Annotated in this window: 19 protein-coding genes and 1 pseudogene; 9 read left to right on the top strand and 11 right to left on the bottom strand. The window is 74.9% G+C overall.

Translation table 11 applies throughout. The features are described 5' to 3' along the window. Positions 1–21: 21 nt before the first annotated feature. Positions 22–1,542 (bottom strand): hypothetical protein, encoded by a 1,521-nt coding sequence (locus ACFYWL_RS17130; RefSeq protein WP_386973448.1) that lies wholly within the window; start codon positions 1,540–1,542, stop codon positions 22–24. Between the two features lie 566 nt (positions 1,543–2,108). Here ACFYWL_RS17130 and uvrB point away from each other — a divergent pair. Together uvrB and ACFYWL_RS17120 are read left to right on the top strand one after the other, a co-directional pair. Beyond that, positions 2,109–4,217, top strand: coding sequence for an excinuclease ABC subunit UvrB (gene uvrB / locus ACFYWL_RS17125; protein ID WP_386973446.1), 2,109 nt, complete (start codon positions 2,109–2,111; stop codon positions 4,215–4,217). A gap of 101 nt (positions 4,218–4,318) precedes the next feature. Then, the gene (locus ACFYWL_RS17120) at positions 4,319–5,272 is read left to right on the top strand and encodes a helix-turn-helix domain-containing protein (RefSeq protein ID WP_386973444.1); all 954 of its coding nucleotides are present in this window, start codon (positions 4,319–4,321) and stop codon (positions 5,270–5,272) included. A 13-nt stretch (positions 5,273–5,285) separates the two neighbouring features. Here the strand turns inward: ACFYWL_RS17120 and ACFYWL_RS17115 are convergent, their stop codons facing one another. Continuing rightward, positions 5,286–5,579, bottom strand: a complete 294-nt coding sequence (locus ACFYWL_RS17115; RefSeq protein WP_386973441.1) for an antibiotic biosynthesis monooxygenase family protein — start codon at positions 5,577–5,579, stop codon at positions 5,286–5,288. 431 nt (positions 5,580–6,010) lie between these two features. Here ACFYWL_RS17115 and ACFYWL_RS17110 point away from each other — a divergent pair, with 431 nt between their 5' ends. Next, positions 6,011–7,009, top strand: coding sequence for a TerC family protein (locus ACFYWL_RS17110; RefSeq protein ID WP_386973438.1), 999 nt, complete (start codon positions 6,011–6,013; stop codon positions 7,007–7,009). Positions 7,010–7,074: 65 nt separating this feature from the next. Here the strand turns inward: ACFYWL_RS17110 and ACFYWL_RS17105 are convergent, their stop codons facing one another. Next, positions 7,075–8,010 (bottom strand): NlpC/P60 family protein, encoded by a 936-nt coding sequence (locus tag ACFYWL_RS17105; RefSeq protein ID WP_386973435.1) that lies wholly within the window; start codon positions 8,008–8,010, stop codon positions 7,075–7,077. 57 nt (positions 8,011–8,067) lie between these two features. Further along, a complete protein-coding gene (locus ACFYWL_RS17100) occupies positions 8,068–9,165 on the bottom strand; it encodes a mandelate racemase/muconate lactonizing enzyme family protein (protein ID WP_386973433.1) in 1,098 nt (365 codons plus the stop codon). A 44-nt stretch (positions 9,166–9,209) separates the two neighbouring features. On the opposite strand from ACFYWL_RS17100, the gene ACFYWL_RS17095 reads away from it, so the two are divergent. Next, a complete protein-coding gene (locus ACFYWL_RS17095; protein ID WP_386973430.1) occupies positions 9,210–10,007 on the top strand; it encodes a tyrosine-protein phosphatase in 798 nt (265 codons plus the stop codon). A gap of 296 nt (positions 10,008–10,303) precedes the next feature. Here ACFYWL_RS17095 and ACFYWL_RS17090 read toward each other — a convergent pair. The 3 genes and pseudogenes from ACFYWL_RS17090 to typA all read right to left on the bottom strand — a co-directional run bounded on the left by ACFYWL_RS17090 (position 10,304) and on the right by typA (position 14,732). Continuing rightward, a pseudogene (locus ACFYWL_RS17090) lies at positions 10,304–11,537 on the bottom strand (IS110 family transposase). Positions 11,538–11,940: 403 nt separating this feature from the next. Then, positions 11,941–12,807 (bottom strand): serine hydrolase, encoded by an 867-nt coding sequence (locus ACFYWL_RS17085; protein ID WP_386973428.1) that lies wholly within the window; start codon positions 12,805–12,807, stop codon positions 11,941–11,943. Between the two features lie 56 nt (positions 12,808–12,863). Continuing rightward, positions 12,864–14,732: a translational GTPase TypA gene (gene typA, locus ACFYWL_RS17080; protein WP_386973425.1), complete on the bottom strand. Its 1,869-nt coding sequence runs from the start codon at positions 14,730–14,732 to the stop codon at positions 12,864–12,866. Positions 14,733–14,869: 137 nt separating this feature from the next. Here typA and ACFYWL_RS17075 point away from each other — a divergent pair, with 137 nt between their 5' ends. Next, entirely contained in the window at positions 14,870–16,288 is a 1,419-nt protein-coding gene (locus tag ACFYWL_RS17075) for a DedA family protein (RefSeq protein ID WP_386973422.1), read from the top strand. A 94-nt stretch (positions 16,289–16,382) separates the two neighbouring features. On the opposite strand, the gene ACFYWL_RS17070 is transcribed toward ACFYWL_RS17075, so the two are convergent. Beyond that, positions 16,383–18,542 (bottom strand): MMPL family transporter, encoded by a 2,160-nt coding sequence (locus tag ACFYWL_RS17070; RefSeq protein WP_386973419.1) that lies wholly within the window; start codon positions 18,540–18,542, stop codon positions 16,383–16,385. A gap of 182 nt (positions 18,543–18,724) precedes the next feature. Here ACFYWL_RS17070 and ACFYWL_RS17065 point away from each other — a divergent pair, with 182 nt between their 5' ends. Further along, the gene (locus ACFYWL_RS17065; RefSeq protein WP_386973780.1) at positions 18,725–19,240 is read left to right on the top strand and encodes a MarR family winged helix-turn-helix transcriptional regulator; all 516 of its coding nucleotides are present in this window, start codon (positions 18,725–18,727) and stop codon (positions 19,238–19,240) included. Positions 19,241–19,381: 141 nt separating this feature from the next. Here ACFYWL_RS17065 and ACFYWL_RS17060 read toward each other — a convergent pair whose 3' ends face one another. Beyond that, positions 19,382–19,585: a cold-shock protein gene (locus tag ACFYWL_RS17060; RefSeq protein ID WP_007072071.1), complete on the bottom strand. Its 204-nt coding sequence runs from the start codon at positions 19,583–19,585 to the stop codon at positions 19,382–19,384. Between the two features lie 183 nt (positions 19,586–19,768). Between ACFYWL_RS17060 and ACFYWL_RS17055 the strand changes: the two genes are divergently transcribed. Both ACFYWL_RS17055 and ACFYWL_RS17050 read left to right on the top strand, forming a co-directional pair. Further along, entirely contained in the window at positions 19,769–20,542 is a 774-nt protein-coding gene (locus tag ACFYWL_RS17055; protein ID WP_386973416.1) for a class I SAM-dependent methyltransferase, read from the top strand. 10 nt (positions 20,543–20,552) lie between these two features. Next, positions 20,553–21,176, top strand: coding sequence for a DedA family protein (locus tag ACFYWL_RS17050; RefSeq protein ID WP_386973414.1), 624 nt, complete (start codon positions 20,553–20,555; stop codon positions 21,174–21,176). Between the two features lie 24 nt (positions 21,177–21,200). Here the strand turns inward: ACFYWL_RS17050 and ACFYWL_RS17045 are convergent, their stop codons facing one another. Both ACFYWL_RS17045 and ACFYWL_RS17040 read right to left on the bottom strand, forming a co-directional pair. Further along, positions 21,201–21,854: an MBL fold metallo-hydrolase gene (locus tag ACFYWL_RS17045; protein ID WP_386973411.1), complete on the bottom strand. Its 654-nt coding sequence runs from the start codon at positions 21,852–21,854 to the stop codon at positions 21,201–21,203. Between the two features lie 6 nt (positions 21,855–21,860). Further along, positions 21,861–22,577 (bottom strand): maleylpyruvate isomerase family mycothiol-dependent enzyme, encoded by a 717-nt coding sequence (locus ACFYWL_RS17040; RefSeq protein ID WP_386973408.1) that lies wholly within the window; start codon positions 22,575–22,577, stop codon positions 21,861–21,863. 180 nt (positions 22,578–22,757) lie between these two features. On the opposite strand from ACFYWL_RS17040, the gene rsgA reads away from it, so the two are divergent. Next, complete coding sequence (rsgA, locus tag ACFYWL_RS17035; RefSeq protein ID WP_386973406.1) at positions 22,758–23,822, top strand: ribosome small subunit-dependent GTPase A; 1,065 nt, start codon at positions 22,758–22,760, stop codon at positions 23,820–23,822. The last annotated feature ends 79 nt before the right edge of the window (positions 23,823–23,901 follow it).

Below are 23,901 nucleotides of genomic sequence, written 5' to 3'. Positions count from 1 at the left end.
AGCCGGGCGGCCCGGGAGGTGTCAGTTCCGGGCGCGCGGCGTCGCCGTCGGTTGAGCCACGGGCGGCAGCGCCGGCACCGGACCCGGGGCCAGGTCGAGCTGGGCGTACGTGCCGATCCGGGTGCGCGCCTCCAGCCGGCGCAGCAGCCCGGACCGGTCGATCCAGTACCGCAGCGTGCCGCGCCCCGCGTCCACCTCGATCACGTCGACGGTCCGGTCGGCGAGGCGGTCCCCGCGGATCCGGGTCGCCGACCGTGCCGTCGGCTTCGCGGCGTCGACGCGCAGCGCGGCGACCAGCAGCAGGTCGATGTCGTCCGCGTCGTGCGCGCCGGGCGGGCGGTGGCGCCAGGCGTACCCGCTGCGCGGCGGTGGCAGCGGCGGCGGGGCGGTCGGGTCGCCGGTGGCGGGCGTCGACCAGAGCCCGGCGGCGTCGTAGCGGCGTAGCGTCCGGCCGGGCCACGCGCCGGTGCCGCCGACCGACAGGTACGCCGCCTCCGCCGCCCAGCTGAGCCAGCCGGTGCCGCGCGCGGCGCCGCCCGGGGCGACGGGCGCGGTGAGGGTGGCGGCGGCGCCGCCCTGGGCCCGCATCTTGGCCGCGACCCGGACGAGCCGGTCCTCCTCGGGGCCGGTGAGCGCCCGGGGCAGCCCCGCGCGGCCACCGAGCGCGGCCACCGGCCACAGCACCGGCCGGTTGGCCCGCTGTAGCTCCAGCGTCACCGGCGCGCCGCCCCGCAGGCGTCCCTCCAGCCGGTGCAGCCGGGCGTCCCGGTCGACCCACCAGCGGGCGGCCCCGTCGAGCAGCGGCCCGGCCGGCGGACGGACCGCGGCCGGCAGGCTGATCGCGGGTGCGGGCCAGGACCCGGCCGGCCCCGACGTGCCCTGGCCCGTTGCGGCGGGTCGGTGGGTCGGGGTGCTCCGGCTCGCCCCCGCGCCGGGCCGCACCCCGCCGCTCGGCCCCGGCGGGGTCGGAGGCGCGCCGCTGGCGGCGTCGCCGGGCAGGCGGGACCGGAACACGTCCACCGGCAGCCCGCCGGCCTCGGCCGTGGCCAGCCACCGGGCGTCGTCGGTCGGGAAGTCCCCGGCCGGCTCGGGCCGGGGCGCGGCGAGCGCGAAGATCAGGTCGAGCGCGGGACGCAGGTGCCGGGCGGCGGACGGGTCGGCCACCCGCCAGCCGTCGGCCGGCGGCACCAGCGGCGGATACGCCGGCACGGGCGCCGCCGCCGGGTCGGGCCGGGTCAGCAGCACCCCGGGGACCGCCTGGAGGAGGCCCCGGTCGGGGCCCGCCCCGGGCCCGCCCACGTCCAGGTAGGCCAGCGGTCGGGACCAGTCGACCCAGCCCACGACGTCGGTGCGGGCGCCGGCCTCGCCGACGGTCAGGTGCACGCCGGAGCGCACGTCCCGGTGGTTGGTGACCCGCACGGCGGCGAGGCGCTCCGCCTCCGCGCGCGTCAGCGGCCGGGGCGGCTCCGGTGCCGCCGGCACCCAGGCCAGCAACCCGACGACCAGGCCCGCCGCCGCGGCGGCGGCGACCACCCCCAGCACGACCAGGGCGGTGCGGCGACGCCCGGCAGGCCCGGGCCCGCTGCCGTGCCCACCCCGGCCCCCGCCGCGTCGGCCGCCCGGCTGGGCGCGGTGGGCCGCGGGCCCCCGGTCGCCCCGCGGGACCCGGACGGGGGCGACGGCGAAGGGGAGCGTCGCCCCGGACCGGGTCGAGCCCTCGGCGGGCGGGTGCGTCGGCCGGATCGGTCCGGCGGGTCGGGGTGTCGGCCCGGGGGAGTTCTCCACGCGAGGATGAACGTGCGGCGGGCGGGGCAGGTGACGCGCGGCCGGGGCGGCTGGGGGCGGCTGGGGGCGCTCGCGGCGGCCGGTCTGCGCCTGTGCGCGACCACGTCGGGTGCGCACGCCGGTGATGTCCCGGGTGCTGCGACCCCTGTGCCGGGGGCGTGCCGGCCGTCGAAGGCCGGGCCGCCGGCCCGGACGGCCGCCGCGAGCGGCCTACGGCCATACCCTAGCGCGGTGAAATCCGCCACACAATGCGAATATCGAAGCCGATCACGGACCGACGGTAGTCGTCCCACGTTGTCGGACCCCGGGCGTACGGTGGGAACATGGCGCTCGACATTCCCCGGCTCGACGGCCGTTTCCAGGTCGTCAGCGAGTTCCAGCCGGCCGGCGACCAGCCGGCCGCCATCGACGACCTGGAGCGCCGGGTGCGGCGCGGCGACCGCAACACCGTGCTGCTCGGCGCGACGGGCACGGGCAAGAGCGCCACCACGGCCTGGCTCGTCGAGCGGTTGCAGCGGCCGACCCTGGTGCTGGCCCCCAACAAGACGCTCTGCGCGCAGCTGGCGAAGGAGTTCGGCGAGCTGCTGCCGCACAACGCGGTGGAATACTTCGTCTCCTACTACGACTACTACCAGCCCGAGGCATACATCCCGCAGACCGACACCTACATCGAGAAGGACTCCTCGATCAACGAGGAGGTCGAGCGGTTGCGGCACTCGGCGACCATGTCGCTGCTGACCCGCCGGGACGTGGTGGTGGTGGCCACCGTCTCGGCGATCTACGGCCTGGGCACCCCGGAGGAATACCTCGACCGCGCCGTCCGGGTCGCCGTCGGGCAGGAGCTCGACCGCGACCAGCTGCTGCGCCGCCTCGTCGACATCCAGTACACCCGCAACGACATGGCGTTCCAGCGGGGCACGTTCCGGGTCCGCGGCGACACGCTGGAGATCATTCCGGCGTACGAGGAGCTCGCCGTGCGGGTCGAGCTGTTCGGCGACGAGGTGGAGAAGCTCTACTACCTCAACCCGCTCACCGGCGACGTGGTCCGCGAGGTCAACAGCCTGATGATCTTCCCGGCCACCCACTACGCCGCCGGGCCGGAGCGGATGGAGCGGGCCACCCGCGACATCGAGGCGGAGCTGGCCGAGCGCCTCGCCGAGCTGGAACGGCAGGGCAAGCTGCTGGAGGCCCAGCGGCTGCGGATGCGCACCACCTACGACCTGGAGATGATGCGGCAGGTCGGCTTCTGCTCCGGCATCGAGAACTACTCGATGCACATCGACGGCCGGCTGCCCGGCAGCCCGCCGCACTGCCTGCTCGACTACTTCCCCGACGACTTCCTCACCGTCATCGACGAGTCGCACGTGACGATCCCGCAGATCGGCGGCATGTACGAGGGCGACGCGTCCCGCAAGCGGATGCTCATCGACCACGGCTTCCGCCTGCCCAGCGCCGCCGACAACCGGCCGCTGCGCTTCGACGAGTTCCTGGAGCGGGTGGGCCAGATGGTCTTCCTCTCCGCCACCCCCGGCTCCTGGGAGCTGGAGCAGTCCCAGGGCGAGTTCGTCGAGCAGGTGATCCGCCCGACCGGCCTGATCGACCCCGAGGTGGTGGTGAAGCCCACCAAGGGGCAGATCGACGACCTGATGCACGAGATCAAGCTGCGCACCGAGCGCGACGAGCGGGTCCTGGTCACCACGCTGACCAAGAAGATGGCCGAGGACCTCTCCGACTACCTGCTGGAGAACGGCATCCGGGTGCGGTATCTGCACTCCGAGGTCGACACGCTGCGCCGGGTGGAGCTGCTGCGCGAGCTGCGCAAGGGCGAGTACGACGTGCTGGTGGGCATCAACCTGCTTCGCGAGGGCCTGGACCTGCCCGAGGTGTCCCTCGTGGCGATCCTGGACGCCGACAAGGAGGGCTTCCTGCGCAGCGGCCGGTCGCTGATCCAGACCATCGGCCGGGCGGCCCGCAACGTGTCCGGCCAGGTGCATATGTACGCCGACAAGATCACCCCGTCGATGGCGGAGGCGATCGAGGAGACCAACCGACGCCGGGCCAAGCAGGTGGCCCACAACGAGGCGCACGGGATCAGCCCCGAGCCGTTGCGCAAGAAGATCCACGACATCCTCGACGACATCTACCGGGAGGCGGAGGACACCGAGAGTTCCCGGGTCGGTGGCGCGGCGCGGCAGCTGTCGCGGGGCAAGGCGCCGGTCAAGGAGACCCGCAGCCGCAGCCGGGCCGGCGCGGCCGGTCCGTCGCGGGAGGGGATGGCCCGGGCCGATCTGGCCCAGCTCATCCAGGAGCTCAACGACCAGATGCTGGCCGCCGCCCGGGAGTTGCAGTTCGAGCTGGCCGCCCGCATCCGCGACGAGGTCGCCGACCTCAAGAAGGAGTTGCGGGGGATGGACGCGGCCGGCGTGAAGTGACCGCCGGGCCCCTTCCGGGGCGTCGGATGCCGTCGCCGTAAGCAAGCGAGGTATTGCAGCGAGTGATCGATCTGCGTACTCTCCGTCCTGGGGAGGCGGGGATGCCGTTGCCAACGAGTCCGGTGATTCGACGGGCGCGACTCGGAGCCGAGTTGCGCCAACTGCGCAGGCGGGAGGAGCTGACGCTGGAGCAGGTCTGTGACCGGCTGGGTTGGGCGTCCACCTCCAAGCTGTCCCGCATCGAGCTGGGGCAGAGCCGGCCGGATCTCGCCGACGTGCTCGACCTGCTGGACGTCTACCGGGTCGGGCCGGACGAGCGAGACGCGCTGATCGTCATCGCGCGGGACGCGGCGACGGGCCGCGGCTGGTGGAAGACGCTCGGCGGGATGGGTGAGCGGCAACGCGCCTACGCCGAGCTGGAGGCCGGGGCGGCCACCGTGGTGGAATACCAGCCGGCCGTCGTGCCGGGGCTGTTGCAGACCCCGGCGTACGCGCGGCTGCGGCTCGGGGTCGCCCGGCTGCTGCACCCCGACGTGGACGTGGAGGCCGACGTGCGGGCCCGGCTGGTCCGGCAGGAGGTGCTGCACCGGCCGGAGCCACCCCGCTACACGGCGCTGCTGGAGCTCGCGGCCTGCGATCCGGGCGGCGTGCCCGACGGCATCTGGCGCGAGCAGTTGCGCCACCTGGTCCACCTGGCGGGCAGGCCGAACGTGACGATCCGGGTGGTTCCGCCCGGGGTGACGGCCGGGGGCGCGCACCCGCTGACCCCGTTCACCCGATACTCGTTCCCCGACCCGGCCGACCCGCGCACGGTGATGCTGGAAGCCCTGACCACCGACGTGCGGCTCGTCTCCCCGGCGGATCTCGGCTGGTACGACGCGGTGATCGACCGGCTGCTCGACGCCGCGCTCCCGGCGGCGGAGACGGCGGCGCTGCTGGCCCGGCTGGCCGACGACCCGACGCTGCCGGTGGCGGCCGACCTCGGCGGTCAGCCGCCGGCGTGGGCCCGGCCGGAGGGTGCGGCGTTGCCCCGGCCGCGCCAGCCGCAGGACTGACGGCCCCGGCGTTTCAGGCCGGGACGTCGACGAAGTGCTCGACCAGCGGCGGGCCGGCGAAGTGCGGGCCGATCAGCGCCCGCCACTGCTGGAACCGCTCGGTCTGGCGGAAGTTCTCCTCGTGGGCGGCCACGGAATCCCACTCGACCAGCAGCACGAACCGCGTGGGCGACTCGACGCCCCGGGTCATCCGGACGGAGCGGCAGCCGGGCGTGCCGGCCAGGATCTCGTGCCCCCGCGCGTACGCGGCGGCGAAGTCGTCCTCGTGTCCGGGCGTCACGTCGATGAGCGCAACCTCAAGCACCATGCCGAGAGCCTTGCACGTTGCCGGCTGAGCCGGGGCCGCCGGGGTGGGATAGTCCACCACCGGCGCGGAGGGCCAGCCTCGCCATCGGCTGCGGGATGGCCTCCTAGGATGCCCTAGGCGCGGAGAGGCCGGCAACGGAGAGATCCGTCACTGAAAGCCCGCTGAGAGCCCCGGAGCAAAAGCCGGAGATGCGCTCCGGCCTCGTGATGGTGAACAATGGGCCCCGAAGGAGGGGAGTATTCCCCCGCGACGGAGTCGTCAGCACGGTCGACCGCCCCCGGCGGCGCGACCCGGCTCCGTAGGTCGTCGGCCCGCTCGCGGGTCGGCGACGGAAGAGACCTCCGACAGCCACCAGTGTCCGCGTCGCCACACCCACCCGCCCCGGCGGGCGTACGGTGTGCCCGACGCCGCGTGTCTGCCGGAGGATGGGATTGAACGTGTCCGGATTGGTGTGGGCGGGGACCCTCGTCGCACTGACAGCGGTTCTCGTCATCGACCTGCTGATCATCGGCCGACGACCACACGAGCCGAGCGTCCGTGAGTCGAGCCTGTGGGTCAGCTTCTACGTCGGGCTGGCCCTGCTCTTCGGCGCCGGGTTGTGGGTCTTCTCCGGCCCCGGGGTGGCCGGTGAGTTCTACACCGGCTGGCTCACCGAGTACAGCCTCTCGGTGGACAACCTCTTCGTCTTCGTGATCATCATGGCCCGCTTCGGGGTGCCCCGGCAGTACCAGCAGAAGGTGCTGCTCATCGGCATCGTGCTGGCGCTGCTCATGCGCGGCGGGTTCATCGCCGCCGGCGCGGCCCTGATCTCCCAGTTCTCCTGGGTCTTCTACATCTTCGGCGCGTTCCTCATCTACACGGCGGTCAACCTGGCCCGGCAGGGCGAACCGGACGAGGACGAGTTCAGCGAGAACCTGCTGATCCGGTGGAGCCGCAAGGCCCTGCCGATCTCCAGGGACTACGACGGCGCGAAGATGACCACGCACGAGGCCGGCCGCCGACTGTTCACCCCGATGCTGATCGTCATGATCGCCATTGGCACCACCGACCTGATCTTCGCGCTGGACTCGATCCCGGCGATCTTCGGCATCACCCAGGAGCCGTACCTGGTCTTCACCGCGAACGTCTTCGCGCTGATGGGCCTGCGCCAGCTCTACTTCCTGCTCGGCGGGCTGCTGGACCGGCTGATCTACCTCAGCTACGGCCTGGCGGTGGTGCTCGGCTTCATCGGCGTCAAGCTGGTGCTGGAGGCCCTGGCCGACAACCACCTGCCGTTCGTCAACGGCGGCGACCCGGTGGCCTGGGCCCCGCACATCCCGATCTGGCTGTCCCTGACGGTCATCCTCGGCACCCTCTCGGTGGCGACCGTGGCCAGCCTGATCAAGTCGGCCCGGGACCGGCGGCGCGAGCTGGCGTCGGCGCGCGGCTGATCCGACCTCGGCAGAAGGGGGGCGCTTCCGGCACCGGGGGCGCCCCCTTCGCCGCGCCGGGCCGCTCAGACCCGGTGCGCGCCGACCAGGGTGGCCGTGCGATCGGCCGGCATCGCCTCCTCCAGGACCCGACGACGCCGGTAGCAGGCGTGCAGGATGCGCCGGTCGGCGTCGCCGTCCGGGGCGGCGCTGACGAAGCCGATGTGGTGGATCTGCCGGCCCGGCCGGGCGAAGAAGTAGAGGTCGCCGACGCGTTCGGTGCCCAGGGTCAGCGGGGTGGTCGCGCCCGCCTGGTCGGCGGCGTCGCGGGGCAGCACCACGCCGAACCGCCGCCAGGCCAGGTGCACCAGGCCGGAGCAGTCGATCCCGTACGCCGACACCCCGCCCCACACGTAGGCCACGTCGCGCAGCCGGGCGGCGACGGTCAGCACGTCCGCCGGGGACGGGGGCGCGGTGGGCGGCGGCACGAGGTGCGCCTCGGGAAGCCAGAGCGGCCGGTCACGGCCGGGGACGCCCACCGGCCGCCAGCCGTCCGTCGGGGGGCCGGCCGGGGCCAGCCGGGTGCCGAGGACGACCCCGGTGACGACCGGCTCGCCGGCCGGGGCGGCGTGCAGGGCGGTGACGGTCGCGTCGACGACCCAGGGGGCGGCCGGGTCGACCGGGGTCGTCGGGGCGAGCTGGGCCGTCGGCGCGAGCTGGGCCGTCGGGAGCCAGCCGGGGTAGCCGCGCGGGTCGAGCCGGGCCGCCGGTTGCTCGACGGCCACGACGTGGGCCCAGCCGTCCGGGCGCAGGGCGGTGACCAGCACCCGTTCGCCGAGCAGCAGCTGACTCAGCACGCACTCGCCGACCTGCTGGTCGGCGTCCATGCCGGAGATCCAGGCGGCGACGTCGGCGGGCGCGGCGAGGGCGGGGCGGTCGACGGGGCGTATCGCCTCGGGGCAGGACCAGAGCGTCGCGACCGCGACCCGGACGACGGCCTCGCGGCCGGGTTGCAGCTCCACGTCCACCCCCAGTTCGCGGTGTCCCTGCCGCGACCCTATGAAAGAAAGCACCACCTATCAACCGCCCGGTTGAATCTTTGCTTCAGAGACGGAGGTGATGCCGAGGCCGGGCGCGTCCGGCAGCACGACGGTCGCCCCGTCGTACCGGATGCCGCCCCGCACCGGCGACCAGGCCAGCCACCAGGCGGCGTCGAGGTCGGAGACGGCGCTGGTCCCGTGGGCGGCGACCAGGCTGGCCGCGGCGCCGAGCCCGACCTGACTCTCCATCATCGAGCCGACGATGGTGCCGACCCCGTGCTCGGCGGCCAGGTCCAGCAGCGTGCGGGCGGCGTGCAGGCCGCCGCACTTGGCCAGCTTGACGTTGACCATGTCGGCGGCGCGGCGGCGGATCACCTCGACGAGGTCGCGCACGCCGAACACCGCCTCGTCGGCGAGGACCGGCAGGCCCACCCGGTCGCTGACCCAGGCCAGCCCGTCGAGGTCCCAGCGGGACACCGGCTGCTCCACCAGCTCGACGTCGAGGCCGGCGTCCTCGATGCCGCGGATCACCCGGACCGCCTCGCGGGGGGTCCAGCCCTGGTTGGCGTCGAGCCGGATGCGCACGTCGGGGCCGACGGCCGCCCGGACCGCCCGGACCCGCTCCAGGTCGCTCGCCGCGTCGGTGCCGACCTTCAGCTTGAGCACGGAGAATCCCTCGCCGCGCCGCTGTCGGGCGGCGGCGGCCAGGTCGGTGGCGTCGCCCGCGGCGAGGGTGACGTCCGTCGGGACGCGCAGGGCCGTGCCACCGAGCAACCGCACCAGGGGTACGCCGAGCCGCCGCGCGGCCAGGTCGTGCAGGGCGGTGTCCACCGCCGCCTTGGCGGCCTCGTTGCCGGCCACCGCCCGGCGTACCTCGACGCACCGGGCCACGAGGTCGTCGGCGTCCCGGCCGACCAGCCCCGGCGCGAGCATCTCCCGCACGCACGCCTCGGCCCCGGCCAGCGACGCCCCGGTCACCTGCCACACCTGCGGGGCCTCGCCGAAGCCGGAGCGCCCGTCGGCGTCGACGAGTTCCACGACCAGGGTGTCGGTGGTGGTGGTGCGGCGCAGCGCGGTCACGAACGGGGTGTGCAGGGGCGCGGAAAGCCGGTGGGTGCGTACCGCGGTGATCGTCATGTGCGGCACCCTATAGGTGACCCGGCGAGGACAGGGGAGGCCGAATGGGCGGGCGGGACTGGGATCTGGTGGGGGCGCCGAACGCGCGCGACCTCGGCGGCATGGTGGGGCTCGACGGCCGCCGGGTGCGGGCCGGCCGGCTGATCCGGACCCCGGCGCTGGGCCGGCTGACCGACGAGGATCTGCCGGTGCTGGGCAAGATCGCGCCGGCCTGCGTCGTCGACCTGCGCGACGATTCGGAGATCGCGGCGGCCCCGCCGAACCGGTTGCCCGGCGAGCCGCGGGTGGTGCGCCTGCCGGTGTACGACCCGGCGCACCCGGTCTTCACGGCCGTGGCGGAGGTGCTGCTCGGGCACGACCTGCGCGCGGAGACGGCGCTGGCCCTGGAGGGCAGCCCGGCGGCGATGGCGGAGATCTACCGCTGGTTCGTCACCGGCGAGGCGGCCCGGGCCGGCTTCGGCGGGGCGGCCCGGCTGGCCGCCGACGCGGGCAACCTGCCGCTGCTGTTCCACTGCTCGGCCGGCAAGGACCGTACCGGCTGGCTGTCGGTCGTGCTGCTCACCGCGCTCGGGGTGGACGAGGCGGCGATCCGGGCGGACTACCTGCGGACCAACGCGCAGACGGAGAGCCTCAAGGAGGTCGTCCTGGCCGCGATGCGGGCCCGGCAGCCGGAGCTGGCGGAGGCGGCGATCCGGCCGCTGATGGAGGTGCGGGAGGAGTACCTGGACGCCGCGTACGCGGAGGTCCGGCGGGTGCACGGCTCGTTCGACGCGTACCTGCGCGACGGGCTGGGGCTGACGGGGGCGCACCTGGCGGCGCTGCGGGACAACCTGCTGGACTGAGCCCCGTCGTCGCGGATGCCCGGCCCGGCCGCTGTTGCCCGGCCCGCCGTTCGCTGGTCACCTGCCGTGACGACTGCGGAGGCGTGACCGATCGCCGGAGGAATCTGACTCCGCGTCAGATTCCTGCGGCCCGAACGAACCTCCCGTGCCCCCTTTGCTCTGCACCCATCCGCGCAGCACGTCAATGAGCTGGGGAAAGGCCGGCGTGGATGCGGCGGACGGAAGCGGCGGTCCGATGCGCTGCGTGACTGATGCGTCCGTGGGTGCAGAGCAAAGACATCCCATGTGCTGGAGTGTCAAGCGGTGGCTTGGTTGAGGTGGTGGGACCAGGCGGTCGTTTCGTCGTAGAGGGTGCCGGTTTTGAGGCAGCCGTGGAGGATGCCGACGAGGCGGTTGGCGAGTTGGCGTAACGCGGCGCGGTAGCTGGCGCCGCGGGCGCGGTGCTGGTCGTAGTAGGCGCGGGCACCGGGTGAGGCGCGGAGCGAGGTGAACGCCTGGGTCATGAGGGCGTCGATGAGCCGGTCGTTGTGCACGAACCGGGCAGTGACGGTTCTCTTCTTGCCGGATGCGCGGGTGATCGGGCTGGTCGCGGCGTAGTTCTTGCGGGCCTTGGCCGAGGTGTAGCGGTCGTGGTCGTCACCGAACTCGGCGAGCACCCGGGCGCCGAGGATCACACCGAGTCCGGGTTGGGACAGGATGATCTCAGTCCGGGTGCCGACCAAAATGGGCCTGCACCTGCCCTTGGAGCGTGTCGACCTGCGTGTTGAGCGTGCCTAGCAGCGCGACCAGGGCACGCACCGACACGGCGTAGGCGGCGGTGACGACCGCCGGCTGGCCGAGGTGCTCGGCGCGTAGCACCGCCTGGATCGCTGTCGCCTTCGCGGCGATGTCGTGGCGGCGGGCCCGTTTCAGCGCCGCGCTGATCTGCGCGAGACTCAACCGGGCGGCGCTGGCCGGGTCCGGGGCCCTCCCGAGCAGTTCCAGGGTGTCGGCGGCGTCGAGGTCGGCGAACGCTTCGAGGGCGGCGGGAAAGTACTCGCGCAGCGCATGCCGCAGCCGCTGCCCGGCGCGGGTGCGTTCCCAGATCAACGTCTTGTGCATCCGAGTGACCACCTTGACCGCTTCGGCCTCGGCGCTGTCACCCGCGACCGGCCGCAGCTGATGCGAGTCCGTGCGCACCATGTCGGCCAGCATGTGCGCATCCGCGGCGTCACTCTTGGCCCCCGACACCGCCAGACGCTCCCGATACCGGGCCGCCTGCAGCGGGTTCACCGCATACACCGTGTAACCGGCGGCGATCAACGCCTGCACCCACGGCCCCCGATCGGTCTCGATGCCGATCATCACCTGCCCGGCGCCGCCACCCACCACGTCGGCAGCGTCGCCGAGCTGCACGCCGATCATCGCGTGTAGCCGGGCGATGCCTACGACACCCTCGGGCAGGCGGGCCTTGGCCAACCGGCGCCCGGCACCGTCCATCAGCTCGACGTCATGGTGATCCTCGGCCCAGTCATCTCCCACGAACAACACACCACATCTCCCGCCCACCCCAGAGGAACCCAGACGCGTGCAGTAGCCGGCAGGAGAACCATCAGCGACCTAATGAAGCAGTGCTCACGTCCGTTCCGGCCGGGCACGACATCCCATCAGCGATCAACTCTCCTCACCAACCGGAAGCGGCACGATCTTTGCTCAGGACTCCGGGTCCAGGCGCAGCAAGTGCTCATCCGCCGGCGGCTACCCACCAGGAGTCTGCCGCACCCACCGACCAACTCCCAGAACTCATTAGGGCGCGGGGAAGGTCGTGTCGGCGTGTCGCGGTGTTGCGCCGAGTCACCGGCCGACGCGGTGCCCGGCCAGCGGCCCGACGCCGTGCCTGGCCACCGGCCCGGCCCGGCCCGACCCGGCTCGGCCCGGTGCCGAGCCGGGGCCCTCAGCCCGTCGCGGCCGGGCGCAGGTCGTGGCGGGCCGCCCAGACCCGGGCGGAGATGTCGGCGAGGAGCCGGCAGGCGTCCCCGTCCGCCACACTGCCGCCGGCGGGGTCGCCGGTGGTGCAGACGACGAGCACGTACGGCGGGGCGTCGGCCGGGTGGACCACGGCGGCGCCGTGGCGCACGCCGCGCACCCAGCCGTTCTTGTGGGCGATGCGGACGCCGTCGGGCAGGCCGGCGGCGAGGTCCTCGCGGAACTCCTGGGCGAACAGGACGTCGAGCATGGCGGCGCAGCCGGCGGGGGAGGCGAGGGGGCCGGGGCGGGCCGCGCCGGCGGCCAGCCCGCCGAGCAGGGCGGCCAGGTCGGCGGCGGTGACCAGGTTGGTGATGCCGGCCTCGCGGGCGGCGAAGTCCTCGATGCCGCGCCCCGTGACGCTGTGCCGGGCACCGGCGGCCGTCCACGCGTCGGCGACGGCGGGCAGGCCGACGTGGCGTAGGCAGAGGTTGGTGGCCAGGTTGCTGGAGCGCACGATCATCCGCTCGGCGAGCCAGCGCAGGGGCGCGTGCCCGCCCTCCCGCTCCCAGACGGCCTCGTCGTTGTCGTAGTGCCGGGCGCAGGCGAAGCGGGGGGCGTCGGGCAGGGCGGAGTCGAACTCGTTGCGCACCTCGACGGGGGCGTCGAGGTCGAGTGTGCCGGCCTCGGCGGCCCGGTGCAGGGCCAGCAGCACGGCGACCTTCATGGTGCTGGCCGCGTAGTGGGTGGCGTCGGGGTGCCGCATCCAGGTCGCCGGGGCGTCGACCCGGCCCGCGTACGCCGAGATGGTGCCCGGCAGTGCGTCCAGGCGGGCGTCGAGCTCGTCCCAGATCATGGGGGTGACGGTAGCCGATCCGGCCCCCGGGCGGCCGGGGGCCGGATCGGCGGGGGTCAGCCGGCGTGCTTGCGGCGGGCCGTGGCGCGGGCGCGCTGGGTCTGGTCGAGCACGACCTTGCGGATGCGGACCGCGGCGGGGGTGACCTCGACGCACTCGTCCTCGCGGCAGAACTCCAGGGCCTGCTCCAGCGACAGCTTGCGCGGCGGAATCAGCTTCTCGGTCTCGTCGGAGGTCGACGCCCGCATGTTGGTGAGCTTCTTCTCCTTGGTGATGTTGACGTCCATGTCGTCGGAGCGGGAGTTCTCCCCGACGATCATGCCCTCGTACACCTCGGTGCCGGGCTCGACGAAGAGCTGGCCGCGCTCCTGGAGGTTGATCATCGCGAACGCGGTGACGGCACCGGACCGGTCGGCTACCAGCGACCCGTTGTTGCGGGTACGCAGCTCGCCGAACCACGGCTCGTAGGACTCGAAGACGTGGTGCAGGATGCCGGTGCCGCGGGTGTCGGTGAGGAACTCGGTGCGGAAGCCGATCAGGCCGCGCGCCGGGACCAGCCACTCCATCCGGATCCAGCCGGTGCCGTGGTTGACCAACTGCTCCATCCGGCCCTTGCGGGTGGCCAGGAGCTGGGTGATCGCGCCCAGGTACTCGTCGGGGGCGTCGATGGTCAGCCGCTCGACCGGCTCGCAGGTCCTGCCGTCGATCTCCCGGGTGACGACCTGCGGCTTGCCGACGGTCAGCTCGTAGGACTCGCGGCGCATCTGCTCGACGAGGATCGCCAGGGCCAGCTCGCCACGCCCCTGCACCTCCCAGGCGTCGGGGCGCTCGGTGGGCAGCACCCGCAGCGACACGTTGCCGATCAGCTCCTTGTCGAGGCGGTCCTTGACCATCCGCGCGGTGACCTTGGCGCCCTTGACCCGGCCGACCAGGGGCGAGGTGTTGGTGCCGATGGTCATCGAGATCGCCGGCTCGTCGACGGTGATCAGCGGCAGCGGGACCGGGTGCTCGGCGTCGGCCAGCGTCTCGCCGATCATGATCTCGGGGATGCCGGCGACAGCGATGATGTCGCCGGGACCGGCCGAGTCGGCGGGCTTGCGCTCCAGTCCCTCGGTCATCAGCAGCTCGGAGATGCGGACCCGCTGGGTGCTGCCGTCGGTGCGGCACCAGGCGACGGTCTGGCCCTTGGCGATGGTGCCCTGCCGCACCCGGCACAGCGCCAGCCGGCCGAGGAACGGCGACGCGTCGAGGTTGGTGACGTGGGCCTGCAGCGGGGCGTCCTGCTCGTAGGCGGGCGGCGGGATGGTGTCGAGCAGGGCCCGGAACAGCGGCTCCAGGCTCGTGCTGTCCTGCGGGACGGAGCCGTCGGCGGGCTGGGTGAGCGAGGCGATGCCATCGCGGGCGCAGGCGTAGACGATCGGGAAGTCGATCTGCTCCTCGTCGGCGTCCAGGTCGAGGAAGAGCTCGTAGGTGTCGTCCACGACCTCCTTGATCCGGGCGTCGGGGCGGTCCACCTTGTTGATCACCAGGATGATCGGCATCCGGGCGCGCAGCGCCTTGCGCAGCACGAAGCGGGTCTGTGGCAGCGGGCCCTCGCTGGCGTCGACCAGCAGCACCACGCCGTCGACCATGGTGAGGCCGCGCTCGACCTCGCCGCCGAAGTCGGCGTGGCCCGGGGTGTCGATGATGTTGATGGTGACCGGCTCCGACCCGTCCGCCGGCAGGTAGCGCACGCCGGTGTTCTTGGCCAGGATGGTGATGCCCTTTTCCCTTTCGAGGTCCATCGAGTCCATCACCCGCTCGGTCGTCTCGCCGCGCGCGCCGTAGGCGCCGGCCTGCCGCAACATGGCGTCGACCAGGGTGGTCTTGCCGTGGTCGACGTGAGCGATGATGGCGACGTTGCGGAGGTCGGTGCGAAGCTGCATGGGCTCCATCCTCCCGCCTGCGCGGATCAGGTGCGAGTCGGGGTCGCCCCCCGGCCCCCGGGCCGGATCCGGCGGCTGTGCGGCTGTCGGTGTCGGTGGCCCGGCTGTCATGCTGGCCGCGTGAGCCGGGGGCCGTCGTGCACGATCTGCTGAACTCGGTGCAGGGCCTGCCGCCCCTGCTGGTCTACCTGGTCGCCGCGGCGATCGTGGCCGGCGAGACGGCGGTGATCGTCGGGCTGCTGGTGCCGGGCGAGGCGACGCTGCTGCTGGTCGGCTTCCTCACGTACACCGGCGCGTTGCGGCTCGGCCCCGCCCTGCTGGTGATGATTCTCGCAGCCGTGACCGGGGACACGTTGGCGTTCCGCGCGGGCCGCCGGTACGGTCCCCGGCTGCGCGCGTCCGGGTTCGGGGCGCGGGTGGGCCCGCGCCGGTGGCGGCGCGCCGACGCGCTGCTGGAGCGGCTCGGCGGGCGGGGGGTCCTCACCGCCCGCTGGGTGGCGTTCGCCCGCACCCTCGCGCCCCGCCTGGCGGGGGCGGCCGGCATGCCGTACCGCCGGTTCGCGCCGTGGAACCTGGCCGGCGTGGTGACCTGGGTGGGCGGGTCGGTGCTGGTGGGCAACCTGGCCGGGGAGTCGTACGAGACGGTGTCCCGGCTGCTGGGCCGGGCCACCGGCGCGGTGCTGGTGTTGCTCGGCGGGGTGCTCGCCGTGGTGCTGGTGGGCCGCTGGCTGGGCCGGCACCCGGATCCGGCGCGGGCGCTGCTGGCCCGGGCGGCGGCGCTGCCGCCGCTGCGCTGGCTCTCCGCCCGGTACGGGGTGCTGTTCTTCCTGCTGGCGATGCGCGTCGGCCCCGGCTGGACCCTGCTGATCAATCTGGCCGCGGGGCTGGTGCTGCTGTTCGTGGCCGGCGCGGCCATCGCCTGGCTGCTCGGGGCGGCGATGCGGTGGAGCGGGCTGGCGGTGGTCGACGACGTGATCGCCGGCTGGTTCGCCGACCGGCGTACCCCCGGCGCGGCGGAGGTCGCGCTGACCGTGGTCTCGGTGTCGCGCGGCTCGGTGCTGATCGCGCTGGTGGCGGTGGTGGCCGCCGGCCGGGCGTGGCGGCAGCGTCCGTGCCCGGGGCGCGGCGGGGCGCTGCCGCGGGCCGAGCCGCTCGACGTGGTGGGCACGGCCGGCGCGTTCCTGCCGCTGGTGGTGCTCGCCGTGGTCGCCGAGGTGGTCGCGCCGGGCCGGCTCGCCTCGGGTGAGGAGGGCGTGCTGTTCGCGACCCAGAACGCGGTGATGGCGGCGAGCCTGTGCACCCTGGCGTGGCTGCTGTCGCGGGGCTCGCCCTGGCCGGTGGCGGTGGCCGCGTGGACGGCCGCCGTCGCCGGGGTGGCCACGATCGGCGGCGCGCGGCTCTATCTCGGGCAGGGCACCGCCAGCAGCACGGTCACCTCGGTGCTGCTCGGGCTGGCCTGGACCGCGCTGTTCATGGTCGCCTGGGCGACGCGGGACCGCGCGGTCGGCGCGGGCGGCCCGACCGACGGCCGGGCCGCGCCGGGGGCGCTGCGGTGAGGGGCCGGGCCCGGGTCCGTCGGCCGGGCGCGCCGCCTGGAACCGGGCGCGGGCGGCGGTGGTGGTCCCGTCCCCGCCGCCGCCCGCGCGGTCCTCAGCTCCGGGCCGCCGCCGGCTCGGCCCCGTCGTGCCCCGCGCCGGTGTCGGGCGCGTCGCCGTCGGGCGCGTCCCCGGTGGGCGCCGGGGCAATCCGGCCGGGCCACCAGAAGCGGTCGCCGAGCAGGAACACCAGCGCCGGCACGAGGACCGTGCGCACCAGCAGCGTGTCGAGCAGCACGCCGATGCAGACGATGACCCCGATCTGGGTCAGCAGGATCAGCGGCAGCACGCCGAGGACGGCGAAGACCGCCGCGAGCAGCACCCCCGCGCTGGTGATCACGCCGCCGGTGACGCGCAGCGCCGAGAGCATGCCGTCGCGGGTGCCGGCGCGCCGGGCGTCCTCGCGGGCCCGGGTGACGAGGAAGATGTTGTAGTCGACGCCGAGGGCCACGAGGAAGACGAAGGCGAGCAGCAGGACGCCGCTGTCGAGCGCCGGGAACCCGAGGACGACGTCGAACAGCAGCCACGCCGCGCCGAGGCTGGCGAAGAACGAGGCGACGACGGTGAGCACGAGCAGGGCCGGGGCGAGCAGGCCGCGCAGCAGCAGCACGAGCACCGCGGCGACGAGCAGCAGGATGATCGGCAGGATCAGCCGCAGGTCCCTGCCGTCGGCCTCCTTGGAGTCGTAGGTGGCGGCGACCGTGCCGCCGACGACGGCGCCGTCGAACCGTTCGACGCCGTCGACGGCGGGCGGGGCGGAGCCGGGAACCGCGGCGACGGCGGCGCGCAGCGCCTCGATCGCGCGGTCCGAGGCGGCGCTGCCCGGCTCGGCCCCGAGCACCACGTCGACCTGGGCGACGGCGACGCCGGCGTCGCCGGGGCGGGCGGAGGCGACCCCGGGGACGGCGGTGGCGGCCGCCGCCACGGCCTGCGCCGCCGCCGGGGTGGTCAGGACGGCGACGGGCTGCGTCGTGCCGGCGGGGAAGGCGCGGGCGAGGGTCTCCGCGCCGGCGACGGCCTCGGGCTTCACCCGGAACTGCTCGGTCTCGGACAGGCCGGTGCGGATGCCGAGCCCGCCGAGGGCGAGGCCGGCGAGCAGCAGCGTCGCGAGCGCCGCGACCGGCAGCGGGCGGCGGACGACGGCGCCGCCGAGCCGGCCCCACAGCCGGCCCTCGCGCGCGACGCCGCCGACCCGGGGCACGAACGGCCAGAACAGCCCCCGGCCGAAGAGCACCAGCGCGGCGGGGAGGACGAACAGCGCCGACAGCATGGCGAACACGACGCCGGTGGCGCAGGCCACGGCGAGGGCCCGGTTGTTCTCCTGTTCCGACAGCAACAGGGTGAGCACGCCGAGCACGACGGTGCCGCCGCTGGCGAGGATGGGTTCGGCGGTGCGGCGCAGGGCGGCGCGCATCGCGGCGAAGCGGTCGGCCTCGCGGCGCAGCTCCTCCCGGTAGCGGGCGATGAGCAGCAGGGCGTAGTCGGTGGCGGCGCCGAAGACCAGGACGCTGGCGATGCCGGTGACCGCGCCCTCCTGGAGGTGGATGCCGAGGGCCGGGACGATGGTGTCGGCGGCCCGTAGCGTGAGCTGCTCGGTGGCGGCGACGACGACGAGCGGCACGAGCCACAGGAACGGGCTGCGGTAGGTGACGAGCAGCAGCAGCGCGACGACGCCGGCGGTGACGGCGAGCAGCGTGACGTCCGCGCCCTCGAAGACCTGCGTCAGGTCGGCGGTGAACGCGGGGGCCCCGGTGACCTGCGCGGTGAGGCCGGCGGGCAGGCCGTCGAGGGCCGCGCGGAGGTCGGCCACCGCGTCGGCGACGGCCGTCTGCCCGTCGGCGGTGGACATCGGTACGGCCAGCAGCGCCACGGCGCCGTCGGGGGAGGTCTGCGGCGGGCTGACCCGGCCGCCGACGGCGAACCGGCCCAGCGCGTCCGTTCGGGCGGTGATCGCCGCGCGGTCCGGCTCGGTGAGCGGGCCGCCGTCGGCGCGGCTGACGACGACGATCGCGGGTTGCACGTCGCGGGAGGGCAGCTCGTCCTGGAGCCGTTCGACCTGCGTGGACTGCCACTGCACGGACAGCCCGGTGGCCGAGACGGAGGCGGGGTTGTCGGGCCTCGGGAGCCCGAAGACGGCTGCGCCGAGGGCGATCGCGGCGGCCACGGTGAGCCAGGCGGCGAGCCGGCCGCGGGCGACGCGGGTGAACACGGACATCGGGTTCCCTCGTGGTTGTCGGGTGGACGCGGGGCACCGGGTGGGCGCGCTCGGCCGGCGGGCTCGGCAGATCCGAATGTCACGTCTGCCGAGTATCTTGATAGGCGAGATTATCGACTGCTCGACTATGCTGCAACCGGCACGCACGGGGAGGGGGAGGCGACGTCGTGGCACCGCACGGCATGTACCGGCGGCGGGAAACCCGCCGCGAGCAGCTCGTCGCCGACATCACCAACGACCTGCGGCGCTACTCGTCCGACGCGCAGCACGTCGGGCACGCCTTCGCCGGCCTGCACGGCCTCAACGGCACCGACCTGCACGCCCTCATCGCCGTCATGGACGCCGAAATCGCCGGCGCGCCGATCACCCCGGGCCGGCTCGGGGAGAAGCTCAACCTGTCCTCCGGCTCGGTGACCGCCCTGATCGACCGGCTGGAGCGCGCCGGGCACGTCCGCCGGGACCGCGACACCGGCGACCGCCGCAAGGTCTTCCTGCGCTACGCCGACCCGGGGGCCGCGCTGGCCATGGAGTTCTTCCAGCCGCTCGGACGCCGCACCGACGCCGCGATGGCCGACTTCAGCGACGACGAGCTGGAGGTGGTGCGCCGCTTCCTGACGGTCATGGTGGCCACCATGCGGGAGCACCTCGACCACGTCCGGGCCACCCGCCCGGAGCCGCCGCACCGCGCGCCGCGCTGACCCGCCGGCACGGCCGCCCGGGGACCGGGCCCGGGAACGGAAACGCCCGCCGCGCGGCGGAGGTACGCCGGGCGCGGCGGGCGCGGGTGCGCTGCGACGGCGGCCAGGGTCGTCGACCCGGCCGCCGTCACCGGCACGGAACTACATCGGGCGGACGTTGTCCGCCTGCGGGCCCTTCTGCCCCTGGGTCACCTCGAACTCGACCTTCTGCCCCTCGTTGAGTTCCCGGTAGCCGCTCGTCGCGATGGCCGAGTAGTGGACGAACACGTCCGGACCTCCGCCGTCCTGCTCGATGAAGCCGAAGCCCTTTTCCGAGTTGAACCACTTGACCGTGCCGGTAGCCATGCATCTCTCCCTGTTCAAAGCGGGAGATCACCGACCGCCGGCCGATGATCGCCCTGTACCTCCCCGACCCTAACCGGCGAAACCCGGATCTGCTGGGCGAAGTGCCGCAGGGCGTGCCTCGAAAAATGCCCGCGCCAAAGGCGTGGCCCGGGAAAACGCGCCCGGCGGGGCGCGCACTGGGGCATGCTTGCCCCGATGAGGAGTCCCGCAGCCACCGCGCTGGCCGTGCTGGAGCGGGAGATCGACGTGCCTGGCGAGGGCCTGGACCGGCTGCGGCTCGTCCCCACCCCCTTCGTGCCCGAGGTGCGGCTGCACCTCGCCGAGGACGCCATCGTCTGGTGGGCCCGGATGGAGGCCGCCGCCGGCCACGCCCTGCCCCCGCCGTACTGGGCCTCGGCCTGGGCCGGCGGTCAGGCACTGGCCCGCCACCTGCTCGACCACCCCGAGCTGGCCGCCGGCCGCCGGGTGCTCGACCTGGCCGCCGGCTCGGGGCTCGTCGCGATCGCCGCCGCGCTGGCCGGCGCGGCCCGGGTCGTCGCCAACGACATCGACCCGTACGCCGTCGCGGCGGTCACCGTCAACGCCCGCGCCAACCGGGTCGCCGTCGCCGCCACCGGCGAGGACCTGCTCGACTCCGACGGGCCGGACGCGGACCTGCTCGTCGCCGGGGACGTCTTCTACGACCGGGAGCTGGCCGGCCGGATGCTGCCGTTCCTGCGCCGCGCCGTGGCCCGGGGCGCCCGGGTGCTGGTGGGCGACCCCGGCCGGGGCCACCTGCCCCGGGACCTGCTGGACGCGGTGGCCAGCTACCGGGTGCCCACCACCGAGCCGGCCGTCGACTCCCCGGTGCGTCGGGTGGAGGTGCTGCGGCCCCGGGCAGGTGGGGCCGACCCCGAGGAGGGATCAGGGTCGGCTGGGGGATCAAACCCGATGCCGGACGTGGCGGACCGGCCGTAGCGTACGGGCCATGGCGGAATGGACGCACCAGGTCGGGGAGCTGCCCACCATCCTGTTGGTGGGGGTGCTCGGGGTGGTGATGCTCTTCGACGCCGTGCCGCTGGTGGGGGTGCTGGTCCCCGGCGACGTCGCGGTCCTCGCCGCGGTCGGCGTCGGGCGGCCGGCCACCGCCGCGAGCACCGTCGCCGCCGTGGTCGCCGGCTGCGTGGCCGGCTGGTCGCTGAGCTTCCTCGTCGGCCGCCGCTACGGCGACCGGCTGCGGCACAGCCGCGTCGGCGGCTGGATCGGGGAGTCCCGCTGGGCGGCGGCCGAGTCCGTCCTGCGCCGGGGCGGCGGCCGGATGGTGCTGGTCGCGCCGTTCCTGCCGGTGTTCAACGCGCTGCTGCCGCTGGCGGCGGGCGGCCTGCGGATGTCGTACCGCAGGTTCCTGGCCTGCGCGAGCCTCGGGGCCGCGCTCTGGGCCGGCCTCTACGTGGCCCTCGGCACGGTGTCCCGCTCGCTGGCCGGGCTGCTGCCGGTGGACGTGCCGCCGCTGCTGGTCACCATGGCGGTGGGCCTGCTGCTGGCCGGCGTGGTGCTGCTCGTCACCCGGCGCGGGCTGCGCGCCGCCGTCCCCGCCGCCCCGGCGGCCTGAGCCCCCGGCGGGCGACGACGCCGGTCACCAGCCGCGGGCCCGCCACTGCGGCAGCGACGGGCGCTCCGCGCCGAGGGTGCTGTCCCGGCCGTGCCCCGGGTAGAACCAGGTCTCGTCGGGCAGCCGGTCGAACAGCCGGTGCTCGACGTCGTCGACGAGCTGACCGAACCGCTGCGGGTCCCGGTCGGTGTTGCCGACCCCGCCGGGAAAGAGGCTGTCGCCGGTGAACAGGTGCGGGACGCCCGCCGGGTCGCGGTAGAGCAGGGCGATCGAGCCCGGCGTGTGCCCCCGCAGGTGGATGACCTCCAGCTCGCGGTCGCCGACGGCCACCGTGTCGCCGTCGGCCAGCGGCTGCGCCGGGATCGGCAGGCCGGCGGCGTCGTCGGCGTGCACCAGCGCCCGCGCGCCGGTCTTCGCGACGACCTCCTCCAGCGCCACCCAGTGGTCCATGTGCTGGTGGGTGGTGACCACGGTGGCCAGGCCGGCGTCGCCGACCAGCTCCAGCAGCCGGGGGGCCTCGTTGGCCGCGTCGATGAGCAACTGCTCGCCGGTGTCGTGGCACCGCAGCAGGTAGGCGTTGTTGTCCATCGGCCCCACCGACACCTTGGTGATGGTGAGCCCGTCGAGCTCGCGTACGGCCGGCGCGCCGCCGGGGCTGACGTGTCCGCTGTAGGTCATGCGTCCTTACATCCATTCCGGTGGGGTCGGCAGGGGACCGTCGGCGGTGACGGCGAGCGTGTCGGCGTCGCCGCGGCCGATCAGCCAGGCGGCGAGCCCGTGGGCGGGGCCGGTGACGGTGGGCGCGCCGTCGGGGTCGCCGACGGCCACCTCGTGGCTGCTGCCGTCGAAGCGCAGCACCAGCGCCGGCGCGTCGTCCCGGCCGGCGAGGCCGGTGGTCACCTCGTGCAGCAGCCGCTGGGCGAACGCCTCCGGCCAGTCGGCCGGCGCGTAGCCGGCGGCCAGGTCGACGTGGTGCACCTCGACCTCCCGCAGCCGCCCCCAGACCAGCATGGCCGCCGGCCACGGGCCGCGCCGGGTCTGCACGGTCGCCGCCCACGCCTGCACGGGCATCGCGGCGACCGCCTCGGCGAACCGCTCCGCCGAGCGGCGCAGGTCGTCCAGGAGGGCCGCGGGCGGGCGGGCCGCCCCGGTGGCGATGTCGGCGGCGCGGGCCGCGGTGCTGGCGTACATCGGGATCTGCTCGCCGGTGCGGGCGGAGGTGAGCAGGTTGACGAACCCGTCGGCGTTGCGGGCCAGGTGGGTCAGCACGTGCGCCCGGGTCCAGCCGGGCAGCAGCGACGGCGCGGCGACGTCCGCGTCGTCGAGGGCGGCGGCGGTGCGCAGCAGCCGGGCCGTGGCGTCGTCGAGGTCACCGGTCAGCAGCAGCGGGTCCGCGGTCACGCCCCGAACCCTAGCGGCCCGCCGGCCCGGCGTCGCCGTGGAAATCGCTTTCGGCGCGTCGGCCCGGCCCCTACCGTCGGTGGTGCAACGCGACACCGGGGACTCGGAGGAGGTGGTGCCCATGCCGGTCGTAGCACGCGTGTCGCCCCACCGTATCCACCGACCCTGAAGGGGTTGCGCATGTCCATTGATCTGACCGCCCTCGGCTGGGACGCCGAACGGGCGGCCCACGCCCACGCCCACGCCCGCGCCCGCGCCGGCCGGCGGCCGGGCCGGGTGGCCCGCGTCGACCGGGGGGTGTGCACGGTGCTCGGCGCGGACGGGCCGGTCCGGGCCACCCTCGGCGCGGCGGTGCTCGCCGACGCGGCCCGCGACCTGACCCGGCTGCCCTGCGCCGGCGACTGGGTGCTGCTGCGCTCCTGGCCCGACGGGCCGGTCACCGTCGAGTCCGTGCTGCCCCGGCGCACGGCGCTGGTGCGCCGCACCGCCGGCAAGGACGCCAGCGGGCAGGTGCTCGCCGCCAACCTCGACGCGGCGGCCGTCGTCGAGCCGGTGCACCCCGAGCCGGACGTCGCCCGCATCGAGCGGCTGCTGTCCCTGGCGCACGAGTCCGGCGCGACGCCGCTGGTGGTGCTCGCCAAGGCCGACCTCGCCGCCGACCCGGCGGCGATCGCCCGGCAGCTCGCCGGCGTCGCCCCGGGGGTGCCGGTGCTGCCGGTCAGCGCCGAGCGCGGCGACGGCCTCGACGCGCTGCGCCCGCACGTCGCGCCGGGCCGCACCCTGGCCCTGCTCGGCCCGTCCGGGGCCGGCAAGTCGAGCCTGGTCAACGCCCTGGCCGGGGCGGTGGTGATGCCGACCCAGGCGATCCGCCGGGTCGACGGCAAGGGCCGGCACACCACCACCTGGCGGGCGCTGGTGCCGGTGCCGGGCGGCGGCGCGGTCCTGGACACCCCGGGGGTACGCGCGGTCGGCCTGCTCGACGGCGTGGCGGGCCTGGACCGGTCCTTCGCCGACATCGCCGCGCTGGCGGCGGGCTGCCGGTACGGCGACTGCGCGCACGACGCCGAGCCGGGCTGCGCGGTCCGCGACGCCCTCGCCGCGGGCGAGCTGACCGTCCGGCGGTACGACAGCTGGCGGCGGTTGCAGCGGGAGGTCGCCTTCGAGAGCCGGCGTCGGGAGGCCCGGCTGGCCGCGGAGCGCCGGGGCGGCTGGCGCGGCGGGCGGCGCCGGACGGCCCGACCGTGACTGTCGGTGTTGCCCAGGTAGCGGGGAGCTGATCGCGGCGGCGGCCGGCCGCCGGGGCGTCGGTGCCGGGGCGAGGCGG

The sequence above is a fragment of the Micromonospora sp. NPDC002575 genome, from assembly GCF_042889525.1.
GTDB lineage: Bacteria > Actinomycetota > Actinomycetes > Mycobacteriales > Micromonosporaceae > Micromonospora > Micromonospora carbonacea.
This window is presented reverse-complemented; position numbering and strand designations above follow the sequence as displayed.